This is a genomic window from Marinobacter piscis (genome assembly GCF_007671655.1).
Lineage (GTDB): Bacteria > Pseudomonadota > Gammaproteobacteria > Pseudomonadales > Oleiphilaceae > Marinobacter > Marinobacter piscensis.
On record NZ_VCGX01000001.1, the window covers coordinates 1174232 to 1191898 of the forward strand.

13 protein-coding genes are annotated in these 17667 nt (G+C 55.0%); 7 read left to right on the forward strand and 6 right to left on the reverse strand.

The genetic code is table 11. The features are described 5' to 3' along the window. Positions 1–20: 20 nt before the first annotated feature. The 3 genes from FFI95_RS05395 to FFI95_RS05405 form a co-directional block, all read right to left on the reverse strand. On the reverse strand, positions 21–2024 hold the full coding sequence (locus tag FFI95_RS05395; RefSeq protein WP_144821345.1) for a CocE/NonD family hydrolase: 2004 nt from the start codon (positions 2022–2024) through the stop codon (positions 21–23). Further along, positions 2024–3544, reverse strand: a complete 1521-nt coding sequence (locus FFI95_RS05400; RefSeq protein WP_144821346.1) for a BCCT family transporter — start codon at positions 3542–3544, stop codon at positions 2024–2026. Before FFI95_RS05400 ends, FFI95_RS05395 begins: the two co-directional genes overlap by 1 nt. Before the next feature lie 81 nt (positions 3545–3625). Then, positions 3626–4513, reverse strand: a complete 888-nt coding sequence (locus FFI95_RS05405) for a universal stress protein (RefSeq protein WP_144821347.1) — start codon at positions 4511–4513, stop codon at positions 3626–3628. A gap of 176 nt (positions 4514–4689) precedes the next feature. On the opposite strand from FFI95_RS05405, the gene gmk reads away from it, so the two are divergent. The 4 genes from gmk to FFI95_RS05425 all read left to right on the forward strand — a co-directional run bounded on the left by gmk (position 4690) and on the right by FFI95_RS05425 (position 8282). Then, complete coding sequence (gmk, locus tag FFI95_RS05410) at positions 4690–5334, forward strand: guanylate kinase (protein ID WP_144821348.1); 645 nt, start codon at positions 4690–4692, stop codon at positions 5332–5334. An 88-nt stretch (positions 5335–5422) separates the two neighbouring features. Further along, positions 5423–5635: a DNA-directed RNA polymerase subunit omega gene (gene rpoZ / locus FFI95_RS05415; protein ID WP_144821349.1), complete on the forward strand. Its 213-nt coding sequence runs from the start codon at positions 5423–5425 to the stop codon at positions 5633–5635. Between the two features lie 29 nt (positions 5636–5664). Continuing rightward, positions 5665–7806: a RelA/SpoT family protein gene (locus FFI95_RS05420; RefSeq protein ID WP_144821350.1), complete on the forward strand. Its 2142-nt coding sequence runs from the start codon at positions 5665–5667 to the stop codon at positions 7804–7806. A gap of 89 nt (positions 7807–7895) precedes the next feature. Further along, complete coding sequence (locus tag FFI95_RS05425) at positions 7896–8282, forward strand: RidA family protein (protein ID WP_144821351.1); 387 nt, start codon at positions 7896–7898, stop codon at positions 8280–8282. Between the two features lie 13 nt (positions 8283–8295). On the opposite strand, the gene FFI95_RS05430 is transcribed toward FFI95_RS05425, so the two are convergent. Further along, complete coding sequence (locus FFI95_RS05430; protein WP_144821352.1) at positions 8296–9168, reverse strand: NAD-dependent epimerase/dehydratase family protein; 873 nt, start codon at positions 9166–9168, stop codon at positions 8296–8298. Positions 9169–9244: 76 nt separating this feature from the next. On the opposite strand from FFI95_RS05430, the gene FFI95_RS05435 reads away from it, so the two are divergent. From FFI95_RS05435 to FFI95_RS05445, 3 genes are all read left to right on the forward strand, one after another. Then, a complete protein-coding gene (locus FFI95_RS05435; protein ID WP_144821353.1) occupies positions 9245–10204 on the forward strand; it encodes a hydrogen peroxide-inducible genes activator in 960 nt (319 codons plus the stop codon). An 8-nt stretch (positions 10205–10212) separates the two neighbouring features. Then, positions 10213–12288: an ATP-dependent DNA helicase RecG gene (gene recG, locus FFI95_RS05440; RefSeq protein WP_144821354.1), complete on the forward strand. Its 2076-nt coding sequence runs from the start codon at positions 10213–10215 to the stop codon at positions 12286–12288. A gap of 131 nt (positions 12289–12419) precedes the next feature. Then, positions 12420–13784, forward strand: a complete 1365-nt coding sequence (locus FFI95_RS05445) for an HDOD domain-containing protein (protein WP_144821355.1) — start codon at positions 12420–12422, stop codon at positions 13782–13784. Between the two features lie 12 nt (positions 13785–13796). Here FFI95_RS05445 and FFI95_RS05450 read toward each other — a convergent pair whose 3' ends face one another. Both FFI95_RS05450 and FFI95_RS05455 read right to left on the reverse strand, forming a co-directional pair. Then, entirely contained in the window at positions 13797–14252 is a 456-nt protein-coding gene (locus FFI95_RS05450; RefSeq protein WP_144821356.1) for a DUF2489 domain-containing protein, read from the reverse strand. Between the two features lie 140 nt (positions 14253–14392). Continuing rightward, complete coding sequence (locus FFI95_RS05455) at positions 14393–17659, reverse strand: Ig-like domain-containing domain (protein WP_144821357.1); 3267 nt, start codon at positions 17657–17659, stop codon at positions 14393–14395. Positions 17660–17667: the final 8 nt, after the last annotated feature.

The following is a 17667-nucleotide window of genomic DNA, read 5'->3' on the forward strand; positions in this document are numbered from 1 at the left end:
GCTCGTGGTGTGTCGCCTGCTTAGCAGAAACGGCGGGGAATGGTCTTCTCCCAGCTGTTGCGGTACACCTCTTTGCCTTCTTCGTAAGCCTGCAGGCTGTTGACCAGGTAGAAATTTTCAGCATCGCAGGACATGCGGCTCTGAGTATCTACATGAATGCTGATATCAGCATCGCTCAGGTCCACTTCCCAGTTGGATTCGGTGACAGCGCTGAGAGGGTCGTTCTCGTGAACGCGCCAGATGTTGTGGTTCTTGGTGCCGTAGGTGATGCCGTTGTGATTCAGCAGGCGCAGGCCTTCGTCAGAGAAGTCGTCCAGTACCCACTCGTGCGTCGTCAGGGATTTGATCACCTGGCGGGTCCGGCTGCCTTCACGCAGGATGGTTTTGTCCAGGGGCTTCGCCGTTTCTGCCTGGGTAAACGGCAGCTCGGTGAACACCGGGTCGGCGGATTGCGGTACCAGAATCCGGCTTTGATCCAGGTCCACCTCCAGGTTGGCGACAGACACAGAAGGCCAGATCTGCGGCCAGTAGGTGGGGCTCAGGCTGATTTCCAGCTGGTGCCCGGCCGGTAGCTGGTAACCTATGGCGTCCAGCGTAAAGCTCACCTCAAACCACTCGTCCAGAGGCACAGCCTCGGGGTTTGCATGGGAGTGCCGATGGGTGAGGTTGAACTGGCCAGCGGTGATGTAGGTTTTCTCTCCCGTGGGCGACACATCGGTTAAACGTGCGTGTACGTTGCCTGTGGGCTGGTCACTTTTCAGACGCAGGTTAACGCGGGGGTTGCCGAGCAGGTTGAGCGGCTGATCGGCTGCTGGCAGCGTCCAGGTGGTGGCCAGGGCGTTGTCGATGGTTTGGTCGTCAGGAAGGTCGCCGTCCTGTCCGAAGGGGCAGAAAACGCCGGAGTAAAGGCCATGGTGCTGGCGGTTAATCAATACCTGTTGGCCGCTCAGAGAGTCCATCACATCCACGCCGGAGATGTCGGTTGCCAGCAGATCGACCCACTGGCCTTCCCGGTACTCGTAGCTGGTCTGCGGCGGGACACTGTCCTGCAGATACACAACAAAGCTGTCTTCGTGGGGTTCATTGGTGGCGTCTGTTGCGAGCCAGCGATCAAACCAGCTTATGCACTCCTGCAGGTAGCCAATCTGAGGGCCTGGAATCGCCAGATCGGGGAACTCATGGGCCCAGGGGCCGATGATTGCGCGCTTGGGCACATCCAGATTGTCCATAAGCCGGAAGACCGCGTCCGTGTAGCCATCTGCCCAGCCACTCATGGTGAGTACAGGAATGCGTATGGCGCTGTAATCTTCACAGATGGATCCCTGCTCCCAGTAAGCATCTCTGTGCTGATGCTCAAGCCAGGTTTCGACAAAGGGCGGCGTATTTTTCAGGCGGTCGAGCCACATCTCACGCCATTTGTCCCCTACAAAGCGGGGAAAGGGTGGTCGGGCGTTGTAGGCAAACATGGTAGAAGCCCACCACAGCATATCGGAGCCCATCAGCGTGCCGCCCCGGTAGTGCACATCGTCGGCGTAGCGGTCATCTGTGGAGCACAGGCTGGCAATGGTTTTCAGCGCCGGGTGATTGTAGGCAGCCATTTGCAGACCGTTGAAGCCGCCCCAGGATTTGCCGATCATGGCAATATTGCCCGCAGACCAGTCCTGCGCGGTGATCCAGTCGAATACTTCCAGGCAGTCTTCCTGCTCCTGAAGCGGGTACTCGTCCTGGATGATGCCGCCGGAGTCGCCGGTGCCACGGATATCCACACGAATGGCCGCGTACCCGCAACCGGCAAAGTAACCGTGGCGGATCTCATCGCGCAGCGCGGTGAACTCGTCCTTACGGTAGGGCAGGTATTCCAGAACAACACCGCGCGCTTTATCCAGCCCTTCAGGTAGCCAGAGCTTGGCTGAAAGGACCGTGCCATCGGCCAGTGGTATGGGTGCATGTTCTGTTACATTAACTTTGTAAGGGAGGTCTGTTCGCTCGCGGATTTTGCTGTAATCCACATCGAAAACACCCATTATTGCTCCTCCTGTATGCCGTGATCCTGGCGCAGCCAGCGCAGAATGGACACGGTTAATAGTATGTAGATGATAAGTATCGGGATCGCAACCATCACCGTTGACGACTGAACAACCTTCAGGCCGCCAATCAGCAGCAGTGAGATGGCCAGAACGGCCATAAGAATGCCCCAGGTAACGGTGTGCCACACGGCGGGCTCTTCACCGTCTCCCGCCGTGGTGGACGCGGTAGATGCCAGAACGAAAGACGCCGAGTCCAGTGAGGTAGCCAGAAAGATAAACCCAAGAACCACAAAGAATAAGACGGCAAGTTTCGCCAGAGGGAGCGTGTTGAGCACATTGATGATGGTCTGGGCATTGCCGTTATCGGCCATGCTCTGCACCACATTGAACGCGCCGGTCAGTTGCAGATCCATAGCATAACCACCCATAACCGCAAAATAAAGCCAGCCACCCAGGGTACCCCAGGCCAGCATGTTCACGATCACGGATTTAATGGTGCGACCTTTTGAAATCCTCGCCACGAAAAGGCCCAGGAACGGCGCTGTGCAGGCAAACCAGACCCAGTAGAAAACTGTCCAGTCCTGAGGGAAGCCACTCTGATGAACCGGGTCCGTATAAAAACTCATGCGCAGAAAGTTTTGTGCCATCTGGCCAACGCTGTCGGTAAAGTACGCCAGCAGAAAGCTTGTGGGGCCGACGATGAGAACGAACAGTGCCAGCGTAACCGCCAGGTAAACGTTGAGGTTACTGAGTTTGCTGATGCCTTTTTCCAGACCCAGCGTGGCACTGGTCAGGTAAATAACCGACCAAATCAGAATAATGCCGATACTCAGCAGAGCCGACTGTTCTACACCGAACAGGTCGCCAATACCGGCGGCTATCATGGGAACGCCAAGGCCCAGAGACGTGCCCAGGCCACCCACCAGTGACCAGATCACCAGAATATCAATGATGCGGCCCAGCCAGCCATCGGCACTGTGGCCAAGCACGCCTTTACAGGCCTGGGAAATCTTCAGGGATTTGTTGCCCTTATTATAGAGCGAGTAGGCAATGACAATGGTGGGGAGGGTGTAGATGGCCCAGGCAGACACACCCCAGTGGAACAGCCCATAGCTCAGGGCCCATTCGGCAGCAGCGGCAGTCTGGCCTTCAATCTGGAACGGCGGCCCCTGGTAGTAATACATGGGTTCGATGATCGACCAGAACATGATGCTGGTGCCCATGCCGGCGCAGAAGAGCATGGCGCCATAGCTGAAGTTTCCGAAGGCCGGGGTTTTTGTGTCTTCCCCGAAGCGGACCTTTCCATAGCGCCCGGCGGCAAACCACACCAGCATGACAAAAATGCCAAACGTCAGAAATTCGAAGACCCAGTCCATCTGATGAGTGATTATGCTCAGCCCCTGGGTAATCAGGGGCGCGATGGTGGCCTGAAAGCTGACCAGTACTGCGGTTATAATCAGCAATACCGCGATAGCGGGCCAGAACACATAGGGGTCGAGTTTGGATCGTTTCTGCATCGGTAGCTCCAGTGTGATTATTTTTGACACAAGTGCTGGTAGTTACCGGCGCGTTCAGCGTAATGATCGGTATTCTGCGTGCTACTGACCGGCGTCTCCGGGCTTAATGGCAAGCAGGTCGGTGCGCAGATGGGTCAGTACTTTTTCTGCGGTGTTACCGATCACTCTGGCTTTCAGGCCGGTTTTCCCACTGGTTCCTATCACTACCATGTCGGCTTTCAGTTTACTAGCAATGCTGGGAATAACCTTGTGGGCGGGACCGGCAGCTAGATGGATACTTTCGCGGCTCAGGTGCCAGGTATTACACAGGTGCGTGAGAACAGGTTCGAGGGCTTCCCGGCGCTTCTTTTCATGCTCGGCCATGTTGATAATTTCCAGATCTGCCAGTACTTCCGATATATGCAGGGCATGCACCAGATGCACCTGTGTTCCCAGCGCCTTGGCCAGTGCCGTGGCCTGTTCAATAATGCGCGCATTGAGGGCTTTTTTTACCGGTTTGGTGGAGCTCAGGTCCACGGCTGCCAGGATCGGGTGAGCCTGGCTCCATTTATGTTCCGCCACCAGCATGACGGGAACCGGACACTCCCGGATCAGGTGCCAGTCCGTGGGTGTGTAGAAAAAGGTTTCCGAACGGCTTCCGGTTTTGATCACTGCATCGAACCGGTTCCGGCTGCAGTGTTCGATAATCCACTGGTGAATGTTCTTTTCCCAGATTGTATGGGTACTCACCTGCAGGTCGGTGCAGTCGGCCAGAGCCAGCATCTGGTCCAGCCAGCGCTGGCGGATGTCTACCAGGGCATCACGGGCACGCTGCTGAACGGTAGGGTCTGAGGGCAGAGCGCCAAGATGTTCATGGGTAAAAGCGACAATTTCCAGGTTTGCGCCCGTTGCGCGGGCGAGCTCAATACCCCGGGCCAGAGCTTTCTGGTGCTTGTGGTCCGGGTCCATAACAATCAGAAGTTTATCCATGCTGCGTTACCGTCATTGTGCTGAACAGGGTTTATACCTGTGGTGTTTAAGTGCCAGTATGCTGATCTTATCAGTTGTAGGGCTAACGGGGTGCGGTGTCAGATCAAAGGCCGTATAATTATCGGTTTTCCGGTTTGCAGCAGGGCGGCCGATGACAGTTCAGGAGTGGTGGAATCATGAGCCAGGCCGGTGAAACGGGCACGCTGTTTGTTATTTCTGCGCCTTCCGGCGCGGGCAAAACCAGTCTTGTAGCGGAAATGCTACACGCAGACCATAAGCTGGGGGTATCTGTATCCCATACCACACGCCCCATGCGGGAAGGCGAAAAAGAGGGTGTAAACTACCATTTTGTAAGCCGTGAAGATTTTGAGGCAATGATTAACCGCGGGGATTTCCTGGAGCACGCCGACGTTTTTGGAAACTATTACGGCACGTCTCAGGTATGGGTCCGGGAAATGCTGGCCAGCGGTCGGGACGTTATCCTGGAAATTGACTGGCAGGGTGCGGTGCAGGTGCGCCGGCTGATTCCTGAATGCGTCAGTGTGTTCATTGTTCCACCCTCGGCACAAGCTCTCGAGGAGCGTCTGGTTGGCCGGGGCACAGACTTGCCCGAGGTGGTGAGCCGGCGGCTTAAAGAGGCCAGAGAAGAGTGCCGGCATGCCGTGGAGTTTGATTACCTGGTGGTAAACGATGACTTCAAAGAGGCACTGACTGATCTGCTGAGTATTGTGCGCACCCAGCGCCTGCGCATGGGAACCCAGCATGCCCGGCACAGGCAATTACTGGCTGGCCTTTGCAGTGAGGGCGGCAATCAGGCGTGAAGCCGGGTTTTGCTGTATACAAATTGTTCCCTTAGCAGTAAACTGAAAGGTCTGTTCACACTATCATTTTTATATTATCGGGGATGTTATGGCACGAGTTACCGTTGAAGATTGTCTGGAACATGTTGATAACCGCTTCCAGCTTGTCATGCTGGCTACCAAGCGTTCCCGCCAGATTGCCACCCAGGGTGCCGAGCCAATGGTTCCGGAAGAAAACGATAAGCCTACGGTGATTGCGCTGCGGGAAATCGCCAAAGACCTGGTTAGTCGTGATCTGCTGACTGAAGTCGAAGAGGATTAAAACGACTGAAAAAAGATTACGGAGGCGTGGTGTCGCTTGAGGCTGCAGTAGGAGACCTGGCTAACGAGCTCGGGTCTTATCTGGATACCAGTCGTATCAATCAGGTACGGCGGGCCTTCTATTATGCCGAACAGGCCCATGAGGGCCAGATGCGCAAAAGCGGCGACCGTTATATTACCCACCCTCTTGCAGTTGCACGCATTCTTGCCGGCCTCAGGCTTGATCACCAAAGCCTGATGGCGGCAATGCTCCATGACGTTATAGAAGACACCGGTATCCCCAAAGACGCGCTCGCCGAGCAATTCGGTGATGATGTGGCTGAACTGGTAGACGGTGTCAGTAAGCTGACTCAGATTGAGTTCCAGTCCCGGGCAGAGGCGCAGGCCGAGAACTTTCAGAAAATGACCCTGGCCATGGCCAAGGACATTCGGGTTATTCTCGTTAAGCTGGCCGACCGCTTACACAACATGCGTACGCTGGGCCCAATGCCCTATGAAAAACGCCAGCGCATAGCCACCGAAACCCTTGATATCTACGCGCCTATTGCAAATCGCCTGGGTATGCATGCCATCTCCACCGAACTGGAAGATCTTGGCTTTGCGGCTTTGCATCCGATGCGTTCACGTTACATTTCTAAGGCTGTACAGAAATTACGGGGTAGCCACCGAGAAATCATTGAAGAAATACAGGGCCGGTTGCAGACCAAGCTGGAAGAGCGGGGCCTGCCGGGCCGGATCATCGGGCGCGAAAAGCACCTGAACAGTATTTATAACAAAATGAAACTCAAGCAGAAGTCGTTCCGTGAAATCATGGACGTGTACGCCTTCCGCATTATTACCGACACAGAAGACGACTGCTACCGCATTCTCGGGGCGGTGCACAGCCTCTATAAACCCATGCCCGGCAGGTTCAAAGATTACATTGCCTTGCCCAAAGCAAACGGCTATCAGTCACTGCATACCACGCTATTCGGTATGCATGTGAATATCGAGATTCAGATCCGTACCGAGGCAATGGAGCATATTGCCAATGACGGCATTGCCGCACACTGGCTGTATAAGAACGAGCCGTCCGATGTTACCAGTGTCAACCAGACACGGGTAGACCGCTGGGTCCGGGGCCTGATGGAAATGCGTGAGCGGGCCGACGATTCTCTGGAGTTTATCGAACATGTAAAATTCGATCTGTTTCCGGATGAAATCTACGTGTTCACCCCAAGGGGTAAAATCATGGAGTTGCCCAGGGGGGCGACCCCTGTGGATTTCGCCTATGCCATTCACACCGATATCGGTAATGCCACCGTAGCCTGCCGTATTAACCGGAACCTGGGGTCGCTGAGCCGGCCTCTGCAAAGCGGCCAGACGGTCGAAATCATTACCGCACCCGGTGCCCGTCCGAATCCGGCATGGCTCAGTTTTGTGGTCACCGGTAAGGCGCGCAGCAGCATCCGCCATTCCCTGAAGGGCCGGAAACATGCCGAGTCCATGGACCTTGGCCGCGAGCTTCTGAAAAAATCCCTTGTCGGGTTTGGTAAACGCATGTCGGATATCAGCGATGCCCAGAAGCAAGCGGTGGTTACTCACAACCAGGTGAACAGCTTTGACGATCTGGTGAGTGAAATCGGTATGGGTAACCGGATGGCTTATCTGGTAGCTCGTCAGCTTGTCACTGGGGCTGAGGGCAGTGAAGCGGATGAGACCACTGGCGATCTTCAGGGGGGCGGTAATGCGCCGGTCACCATACAGGGCACTGAAGGCATGTTGCTGCATTTTGCAACCTGCTGCATGCCCATTCCGGGTGATCCTATTGTAGGTGTGATGGACTCGGGCAGCGGCATGACAATTCACTCAGATACCTGCCCCACGTTGCCGGATGATGATCTGGGCCGGTCACGCCTGACCCAGCTGACCTGGGCAAAAGACATTACCAGTGAGTTCTCTGTAGAGCTGCGGGTAGAAATGGAACGCCAGCGCGGTGTGGTTGCTGAGGTGGCCAATGCTGTCGCTATGGCAGACGGTAGCATTGAGCGCATCAATGTGGATGAGCAGAACGCCCGTTTTGGTGAGATTACGCTGGTGATCAAAGTGCACGGTCGTAAGCATCTGGCACGGGTGATGCGCCGGGTGCGTAATATCAAGGTGGTCACTTCGATTAGCCGTGTTAAATACTGATCCGGGCCGGCAGCGCACAAGCCTCTGGTTGACAGCCTACGCCTGAAAGAGCCACGATTGCTTCTTTGAACGAGAGGAAGTTTAACGGCATGGCAAACAAATCCGTAATTCAGACTGAGAACGCCCCTCAGGCAATTGGCCCCTACTCCCAGGCGGTCAAGGCAGGGGATACCGTTTATATCTCTGGCCAGATCCCGCTGGTCCCGGAAACCATGGAGCTGGCGACCGGAGACTTTTCCGAAAAAACCCGCCAGGTATTCGATAACCTCCAGGCAGTGTGTGAAGCCGCCGGCGGCGAGCTGAAGGATATTGTTAAGGTCAATATTTACGTAACCGACCTGGCGAATTTCTCCGAAGTTAACGACATAATGGCAACCTATTTTCCCGAGCCCTATCCGGCCCGGGCTGCAGTTGAAGTATCAGCTCTGCCCAAGGGCGTGCCCCTGGAAGTAGAAGCCATCATGGTTCTCAGCTGAAGCTGAACCTGGATCAGGGTTTCAGAGCCCCGATCATTTCACGGTAGCCGATACGAAAGTCCGGGTACCGGAAGGTAAAGCCGGTTTGCAGCAGCTGCGTATTATCGCAGCGCTTGCTGCCGGCACGCCCGCCTTTTCTGGCATCGGCCACCGGGTCTGCGCATTCCACCTGCTGGCGGACCCAATCAACCACTTCATCAAGCCTTACCGGCTCGCAGTCGCTTGCCACATAGACATCCTCCAGAGACTCACCCGCCAGTACCATCCTGTTCAGATAAGCCACAGCTTCCGCCGCATCTTCTTCATGAATACGGTTGCTGTAAGGCGCTGGTGTATCCGGGTTTAAACGCCCGGCGATGACCTCTTCCAGAAAACGCTGCCTTGACGGCCCGTAAATGCCGCTGAAACGAACAATCGTAGCCGGGTGGCGACTGTTCAGGGCGGTTTGTTCGCCTGCCAGAATCTGCTGACCGGTGACTCGTGCCGGCGAGGTGGGGCTGGTTTCATCCACCAGGCTGTCATCATCCTGACCATAAACACTGGTGCTGCTGATAAAAAACAGCCGTTTGAGTTGCTGGTTGCCCAGTGCATCCAGCAGGTTCGACAGGCCGTTAACATACGCATCCCGGTAGCCCTGCTCGTCGTAACTGGACGGAGTCAGACAGTAAATGATCGTATCCAGGTCTTTGGGCAGCTTTTCTGCCAACGTCTCCGGGCGGGTCAGGTCTGCGCCTATGCCGGTAATACCTTCAGGTACCTTGTCCGGCGAGCGGCGCAGGCCGTAAACCTGTGCGGACGCTGCCAGCTTTAGGGCAATGGCGCCACCGAGTTTGCCGCAACCGGCAACCAGGATTTTTGGCATGCTATTGCGTTCAGTGATTGCCATAGACAATATCAATCCTTATCCTTTGGTTCATAGATCAGTGAAACTTCGCCCAGCTTCCTTATGACCGGAGATCACCATGACTCTTACCGAGTTACGATACGTCGTTATGCTTGCCCGCGAAAGGCATTTTGGCCGAGCGGCCGAACGTTGCCATGTGAGCCAGCCAACCCTCTCCGTTGCCGTGAAAAAACTGGAAGACGAGCTGGGTATTCCGTTATTCGAACGCAGCAAAAGCAGCATTCAGGTGACCGAAACCGGCCAGCGCATTGTAGAGCAGGCACAGCGGGTTCTGGATCAGGTAGGCGTTATCCGTGATATGGCTCAGGATGGCAAAAACCAGCTGAGTTCCCCCCTCAAGGTGGGTGCCATTTATACCATCGGTCCCTATTTGTTTCCGCATCTTCTGCCTGAATTGCGCCGCGCGGCCCCGGAAATGCCCCTGTATATTGAAGAAGGGTACACAGCAAACCTGCGACAAAAACTACGCCAGTCAGAGCTGGATGCGGTTATTGTGGCCCTGCCGTTTGACGAAGCAGAGGTGCTCACCCTGCCTTTGTACGATGAGCCGTTTGTGGTACTTCTGCCAGCCGATCACCATCTGGCGCAGAAAAAAGAGGTAACCGGCGAAGAGCTGGCCCGGGAACAGCTACTGTTGCTGGGCCCCGGACACTGCTTCCGGGACCAGGTACTTGAGTCCTGTCCGCCGTTGGTGGATGCCATTACCCAGCGTGCCGATACAGACTCGCCCGCATTGGTAACCGAAGGTAGCTCACTGGAAACCATCCGGCACATGGTGGCTTCCGGGCTTGGTATTACCGTTATTCCACTGTCGGCCGCCACGGCCATGCGGTATCAGGAAGATGTACTGGTAACCCGACCGTTTGCCTCGCCCGTGCCTTCGCGCACAGTCGCCCTGGCTTGGCGCGTCACCTTTCCGCGACCCAAAGCCATTGATGTTCTCTCACTGGCCGCCAGTCAGTGCCGGGTTATTGAAAAAGCAAAAGCCGATACACCTGTGACAGCCGACGCTGACTGAGCCGGATTATGGCCTCACTGGACGATATCCCGGTTACCGAGCTCAAGGGTGTAGGCAACGCGCTGGCGGAAAAGCTGGCGCGGTTGGGTATCGTTTCCATGCAGGACTTGCTGTTTCACCTTCCGCACCGGTATGAAGACCGCACCCGTATTGTTCCCATGGGTAATTTGAGAGTGGGGGATGTCGCGGTGGTGGAAGGCGAGGTCATGAAAGCCGACCTGATCATGGGGCGCCGCCGCAGCCTGCAGGTAACCCTCAAAGACAGCAGTGGGTTTCTGGTGATGCGCTTTTTTCATTTTAATGCGGCCCAGAAGAAGCAGTTGTCGGAAGGCACACGGGTGCGTTGCTTTGGCGAAGTGCGCCCGGGCCGGGCCGGCTACGAGCTGTATCATCCGGAGTATCAGACCAACCCACCCCCCATGCCTACCGGTGAGCAGGCAACCCTTACTCCGGTGTATCCGCTGACAGAAGGTATTCAGCAGCCCCGGGTACGCCGGTTATGCGAGCAGGCATTGGGGTATCTGCGTCGCCACCCCATTCGTGACTGGCTGCCGGAAGAGCTGCTGGCAGACTATCAGTTGCCCGGAATTAACGACGCGGTTCAGTTAGTACACGCACCACCGGCCAGTGCGCCGGTGCAGGCGTTGATGGACGGAGTGCATCCGGCTCAGCAGTGTCTGGTGATGGAAGAGCTGCTGGCACATCAGCTAAGCCTGTTGCAGGTGCGGGAGCAGATACAGGCGCGACAGGCACTGCCTTTGTTGCCGACCGGCGATCTGCCCGAACGCTTTCTGGAAGAGCTGCCTTTTGCCCTGACCGGCGCCCAGCGCCAGGTACTGAGCGAAATCCGCCAGGACCTGAGCCAGCCCCTGCCCATGCTCCGGCTGGTGCAGGGCGATGTGGGTTCCGGCAAAACCGTGGTTGCGGCCCTGGCGGCACTGCAGGCCATAGGGGCTGGAGCCCAGGTGGCCCTGATGGCGCCAACCGAAATACTCGCCGAGCAGCATTTTGAGAATTTCCGCAACTGGCTCGAACCCCTGGGTATCCGGCTGGCCTGGTTGTCCGGAAAAATTAAAGGCAAAGCCCGTAAAGAGGCGCTGGAAGCGGTGCACTCAGGTGCCGTCAGCGTTGTGATCGGCACCCATGCGCTGTTCCAGGACGATGTGCAGTTCAGCCGGCTGGCACTGGTGATTGTGGATGAACAGCACCGGTTTGGCGTACACCAGCGCCTGGCTTTGCGGGAGAAGGGCGTGGGCGGCACCCTGGCACCGCACCAACTGATCATGACGGCCACCCCAATTCCGCGTACTCTGGCCATGAGTGCCTATGCGGATCTGGATACGTCGGTTATTGATGAACTGCCCCCGGGACGTAAACCGGTGGAGACCATCGTCATTCCCGACAGCCGCCGGGATGATGTCATCGAGCGCGTGCGCAGTGCCTGCGCGGACGGGCGCCAGGCCTACTGGGTGTGCACGCTCATAGAAGAATCAGAAGCCCTGCAGTGCCAGGCTGCGGAAGTGACCGCACAGGAGCTGACAGAACGGCTGCCGGATCTGAAGGTGGGCCTGGTGCACGGGCGGCTTAAATCGGCAGAAAAAGCCGACATCATGAACCGCTTCAAAAACGGCGAGCTGGACTTGCTGGTGGCCACCACCGTGATTGAAGTGGGGGTAGATGTGCCCAATGCCTCGTTGATCATTATTGAAAACCCTGAGCGCCTGGGCCTGGCCCAGCTGCATCAACTTCGTGGCCGGGTAGGGCGGGGCGAGCAGGCCAGTTTCTGCGTGCTACTGTATCATCCGCCCCTGTCTGCCAACGGCAAGGCCCGCCTCCAGGCCCTGCGGGACAGCCAGGACGGGTTTGTGATTGCCGAAAAAGACCTGGAAATACGCGGCCCGGGGGAAGTGCTGGGCACCCGCCAGACAGGTATGATGCAGTTTCGTCTGGCCGATTTTGAGCGCGATAAAGGCTGGATAGAGCCTGTCCGGACAATGGCGCCGGGGCTGATGCAACAGCCGCAGTTGGTGCAAGCTTTGATCCGGCGCTGGCTGGGGGAGAAAATACGTTATGGCGATGTGTAGCTTTTAAACCGAATACGGTCAGTTCGGGAAATGGTTTCATATCAATTTATTCTGCTGCCTTCAGATTTATACTGGGGTTTCCTTGGCAGACTTGTGGTTAAATGGCAAGCCGCTATTAACGGGAGAGCACTATGGAACTACCTGTCGCGGTTCAGCAGGCGCTGGGCGATGTGGCTAAAGGGGTCTCCTTAAGAGACCTGGGTCAGGCGGGCAGGCAGGAACTGTTACGCATGGTTCTGCTGAGTGATGGCCAGGAAAAGCTGCAGGTTATTTGCCGTAAGGCGGATGTTGTAGATCTGGAGCAATTGAACGAGCACTTTGATCGGGATTTTGAGCTGATGAAGCCCGCGGAGCAGGTGCTGGTAAAAGATCGCACAGGATTGCGGGAGCTGCCAGCGTTACCGTCTCTCACTGGCTGGCCCGCTGTTGTAGACCCCCGGGTCGATGCCTTGCCCTTTGTTGCTCTGGAGCTGGAGGAGCAGCGTCTGGCTATGGTCATGCCGGTGGATGATTTTCGTGAGTTGACTTCCCACGCGCAGCGACGGTCTTTTACCATTCCCGAGGAAAATGTCAGTGTAAACCTGAATAACCCGGGCGATGATCGGAAGCAGTTGAATTCATCCCTTCGGAAATTTACCCGCCTGCGTATTCAGCAGCGCCTGGAGGATACGCTGGAAGTGCCTCCCTTGTCGGAAACCGCCGAGCGCATTATTCAGCTAAGGGTCAACCCGAATGCGGTTATGGCAGATCTGGTGGATATTGTAGAAAGTGACCCGCCGCTGGCCGCACAGGTGGTCAGTTGGGCCTCTTCCTCTTTTTACGCAGCAGCAGGGGACGTGCGCTCGGTATACGATGCCATCTCCAGAGTGCTGGGTTTTGATATGGTAATGAACCTGGCGATGGGGCTGGCACTGGGACGCGCCATTAAATTGCCAAAGCACCATCCCTACGGCTATGTCAGTTATTGGCAGCAAGCAATCTGGCAGGCGCACGCAACCGGTATTCTGACAAGCATGATGCCGCCGCTCGAACGACCCGCATTCGGGCTGGCCTATCTGGGGGGGCTGCTGCATAACTTTGGGTATCTTCTTTTAGCCCATGTATTTCCACCACACTTCAGGCTGCTGTGCCGGTCCCTTGAGGTTAACCCGGATATTGACTCCGCGGTTATCGAACAGCACCTTCTGGGAATTACCCGGGAGCAGATAGCCGCTCAGCTGTTGGAAAGCTGGGGCATGCCAGAAGAGGTAGTTCAGGCTGTCCGATACCAGAAGCAACCTGGGTATCAGGGGGCTCTCAACGTGTACCCAAAGCTGTTATGGCTCAGCCGCCAGTTGCTGATTGCTCGAGGTGTAAAGTTGGGCGCAAATGAGGTTGTAGGGCAGAAAATTTATGACGAACTGAGCCTGAACCGCGCTAAGGTTGAAGACACGTTTGATAAGCTGGTGGCCAACGAAGACGGGATTATGGCTATTGCTGGCCTTATGGCTCAATAACCCGGTTCTGGCTCAAAAAACGTGATGGCGGATGGCTGTAGCCGCACGGCGAATTTCATCCGCATAACGTCTTTCAACCTCAAACCGCTCCTTGTCCATTTTCTCAACAAACCGGGTTTCCGTATCCTGCCGGGCCTGGTGGGTGGGCATATGACGGATCTGTTCATACACCACCATAAACACCTCAAAGGGTGGCTTTTCCATGAGCTCGGGTGCGACATGGTCCAGCAACCCTTTAATGCGCAGACACCCCTCCGAGTACTCCACCTGGTCTTCCTCGATGGCCATCGCAATCACGCGAATACTTTCGATCATATCCTGACGCCGCTTGGCCTGAAAGGCTTCGGCCTTTTGCTGGCGCCGGCGCCCTTCAGCCAGCAAAACCGCCTGCCGCCGGATAAACACAAGCAACGCAATAATGGCGATAGTACCGGCAATAATCAGGCTCCACTGTAGCCATGGGGGCATGTTGATCTCCCTGTTTCAGTCAGGCGGGTTGATAAGAAGCGAGATTATCAGGAAATTGGCAGTGGTGCGAAAGTAGTGGAGGCCAGACAATAAAAAGGCCAGCCCGAAGGCTGGCCAGAGTGGGGTAAGACCGGCTTACATTACTGAGCAACTTGCTCCTGATACTGGGCCGGCAGGTCTTTTACCGGGTTGGAGATGAAGTTTAGGTATAGGCCACGTTTGGGAATAACCAGTGGAATTTCCTTTTTAACGAGACCGCTGAGCACTTCTGACTGAACATTTATAGGCGGGATGTTCAGGTTATATTGCTCAATCTGCATGCGCCCATCGTCAAAGAAGGTCACATCCCCAACCAGATCTAGGGTGAATTCGTAGTTAAACAAATTATGCTCTGCCGTTAGAATTGACTCCAATCTGAGTTCGGGTGCATCAAGGAAAACGTCTACCTTTGTTTTGAAAACCGACTGGCCACTTTCATCCTCAACGATATAGCCTGGAATTAAGCTATCTCGGGGGCAATCAGTTCCACTATCAGCACAGTCGGGGTTTTTTGCATAGCGCATTCTGAGAACCTGAGGGCCAGTAGTGGATACGATACTGAACAAGCTGAGGTGCACATCCAGCGAAGTTGTAGCTATCGTCGTAGGGTACAAGAGTACCTCCAGTGCAGGTTTACCCTTATCGGGACCATCTTCGAGGATCGTTGTACCAATCACTTCCGTGTTTAAGGCGTAAGCCTGATAGATAAACTTGTTCCTTTTACATTGCTCCACCTCTTTCTCAGTGGATGAATCAACAGCACATCCAACTCTAGCTTCCTGCTTCTCGCCGTCTTTATAATTAACTACCAGTTTGGCGGAGTTTGCAGAAGGTAAATAGCTGCCATTGCCGTCTGACTCATGAGCAAATGGTTCATTATCATCTATTTTAAGGTTTGCGTTCATATCACGAATGGGAAGGTTACGCAGCGGTGTAAACACTGAGTCTTGTGCAGGTGCACCTTTGAAGTAAATCTTCAAGGACTGCGGGTCTGGGTCTGCCCCGTTACCCAAACCGCTATTCAGGCCTTCCAGCAAGTCAGCTTTCAGTGGGTAGTCATTGATTCCGCACACAGAGTCTGGTTTAGGGCCGGTGCAGTGAGCGGTGTAGCCTTGATCGGTGTTATCCGTGTCTCTTAAAGAGACCAGTGTGTACTGATAAAATTCACCCGGTTCCCAGCCGTCGTCCGGATAGAAGCGGATACGCTGGTAATTCTTTTCCAGCCGGCCGGTTACTTGGCCTTCGTCGATGTCCTCTCCTTTCGCGTCGACCTTATTAACTTTAAAGGTCTCGCCCAGCCGGATGGAATCAAGTTTCATTGGTTGTGAGAAGACCACTGTAATTGGGCGATCTTCGGGCATCTCGCTCACCGGCAGGAGGTCGCCGCCCGTGGTAGTATCGTCATCAGCATTTATGGAGTTGGCACCTTTTGTGTAACACTCGCCGAGGATATTCTTGTCGAAGTCAAGCTGGTCATGATTCGTCTCACACGGGAAGCCGGGATACGTTGTCAGTGCCAGAGGTGGAGCGTCCGCGAGCGCGTCGCGCTCGCCATCAAGACTGAAGGATAGATCATCCCCCATATTTGCATAAGAATTGCCTGCGAGGTCTGTCAGACTCGCAGCTGAAACCCTGTACTGAACTCCTGGCTTCAAACCGCCTTCAGGGTTAAGAGTTAAAGCCGTACCGTCTAATTTAGCATTCAACCCATTGCCTACGGTCAGCTCGCTGCCATCTGCATAGAGCTTAACCCCGTCAGCAATGGAGTCCGGATCCAGCGGCTCATCAAAAAACAGAATCACCGGGTCGCCCGGGCGCTGCATGGATTGCCGTGTATTTGGAATGGCGTTTTCCTTATCGCCAGGCATCCAGCTAACCAGCTCGGGTGGGGTGGTGTCCTCCTGTTCGCGCTTCCAGATATCTTCAGCATCCAGAGCCGAGTTCACATCGGTATCTGCCTTTAAGTGAAAGGCGATGGTCGAATCGGTAAATTCCTGGCCCAGCAACGCGGGTTCTACCATGCCAATGGCGTCGATGGTGAGAACACCATCCATTACTTCAGCAGTACCGCGCAGCTGTATGCTCATTAAATCCTGAGAGAGGGCAGCGTTTGGTTGCGCTTCTTCCGTATTCATGGAGGCATCCATGAATAGGGTTAAATGTCGAGGTGCATCCAACTCATCCGTGTACGGGTTTGATCTCATGTAACCCGTCGCATCAGAGAGCATGGTTACCTTAATGGTACCGGTTTCCTGCTTGTCACCTGTGGCAGCATCCAATACCTGCACTTTGCCGCCCACTTTTACATTTAGGCTGGTACTTTCCAGCACACTGCCTTTCGGAATGCGCAGGAGTACATCATCTGTATCCATGTCCGGGGAGTTGGGCGCCAGCTCTGCAAAAAGGTCACCGCCCTGTTGAGACGGGCCGGCTTTCCCTTGTAGCACAGAGTTCAGGGTGACCGAGTTAATCGCCTGGCCATTCAGAATTGAGGTAATCCGCCCCTGATTCGAGTCTGCCGCAGATTGCTGAAGTACAACGGTTGATCCAGTGTCCTTAGGCATAACCGGAAAAGTTCCCTTGAAACGTTCACTGAGATCCTCCGTGTCTTTATTTAGACTTGCTAAGTTGCTGAGTTCCAGAGTGTAGGTTTCACCGGCTTTTAGAATATCTTCTTTGCTGCCACACCGGTCGGCGACGCAGGGGTCAACCGAAATCCGATTGCCCTTCACCAATATAGTTGCAGGGACGAGATCTCCATTTTTATCACGCAGTTCTATACTACCGCCCAGCTTTTTCCATTCGGGGTGAATTGGCTGAGTCATGGCAATACGGAATGTTGAAAAATCCATGGTCTCAAAGTATTCAGCGCCCTGTTTGTTAAGAGAGGGCGCGGACCACGCTATTTTAAAGTCGTTTTGCGTGTTTGCCTCACTGGCTACACCCGAAAAACTGCCGCGGGTGTGAAATTGGATACCTGGCTTACCAACACTGTTGGGCGTTTCAATTATGCGTCCGCCTTCAGCCTGTAGAGGATCCTCAAATGTAATGCTGTACTCCACTCCATTCATCAAAGTACCTGGAGTCGTGAGTTTAAGGCTTTTGCCGCCATCAACTTTCTCAACGTTAAAGCTAATACTGTCGCCGTTGGCCTTCAGGTTGATGTTTTCGTTCAGGCTGTTGTCTGTAACAGGGTGGGAGAAACGAAGAATAATGTCTGTTTTTGGACTTACATCAGCCTGCCCATCTGCCGGGTAAGAGTAGGTGACTGACCCGGGTGCCGCTTTCTCTTCAACAGACTGCTCATCCCCGCCGCAGGCTGCAAGGAACATGGCAGGAACTAAAGCCAGTAATTTGAATTGTTTCATGGCCTGTA

What these genes read in the sequence shown, in the direction of transcription:
- FFI95_RS05395 (WP_144821345.1), bottom strand. Translation starts at nt 2,024, where the DNA reads ATGGGTGTTTTCGATGTGGATTACAGCAAAATCCGCGAGCGAACAGAC.
- gmk (WP_144821348.1), top strand. Translation starts at nt 4,690, where the DNA reads ATGAGCCAGGCCGGTGAAACGGGCACGCTGTTTGTTATTTCTGCGCCT.
- FFI95_RS05435 (WP_144821353.1), top strand. Translation starts at nt 9,245, where the DNA reads ATGACTCTTACCGAGTTACGATACGTCGTTATGCTTGCCCGCGAAAGG.
- FFI95_RS05430 (WP_144821352.1), bottom strand. Translation starts at nt 9,168, where the DNA reads ATGGCAATCACTGAACGCAATAGCATGCCAAAAATCCTGGTTGCCGGT.
- FFI95_RS05405 (WP_144821347.1), bottom strand. Translation starts at nt 4,513, where the DNA reads ATGGATAAACTTCTGATTGTTATGGACCCGGACCACAAGCACCAGAAA.
- rpoZ (WP_144821349.1), top strand. Translation starts at nt 5,423, where the DNA reads ATGGCACGAGTTACCGTTGAAGATTGTCTGGAACATGTTGATAACCGC.
- FFI95_RS05425 (WP_144821351.1), top strand. Translation starts at nt 7,896, where the DNA reads ATGGCAAACAAATCCGTAATTCAGACTGAGAACGCCCCTCAGGCAATT.
- FFI95_RS05445 (WP_144821355.1), top strand. Translation starts at nt 12,420, where the DNA reads ATGGAACTACCTGTCGCGGTTCAGCAGGCGCTGGGCGATGTGGCTAAA.
- FFI95_RS05400 (WP_144821346.1), bottom strand. Translation starts at nt 3,544, where the DNA reads ATGCAGAAACGATCCAAACTCGACCCCTATGTGTTCTGGCCCGCTATC.
- recG (WP_144821354.1), top strand. Translation starts at nt 10,213, where the DNA reads ATGGCCTCACTGGACGATATCCCGGTTACCGAGCTCAAGGGTGTAGGC.
- FFI95_RS05450 (WP_144821356.1), bottom strand. Translation starts at nt 14,252, where the DNA reads ATGCCCCCATGGCTACAGTGGAGCCTGATTATTGCCGGTACTATCGCC.
- FFI95_RS05455 (WP_144821357.1), bottom strand. Translation starts at nt 17,659, where the DNA reads ATGAAACAATTCAAATTACTGGCTTTAGTTCCTGCCATGTTCCTTGCA.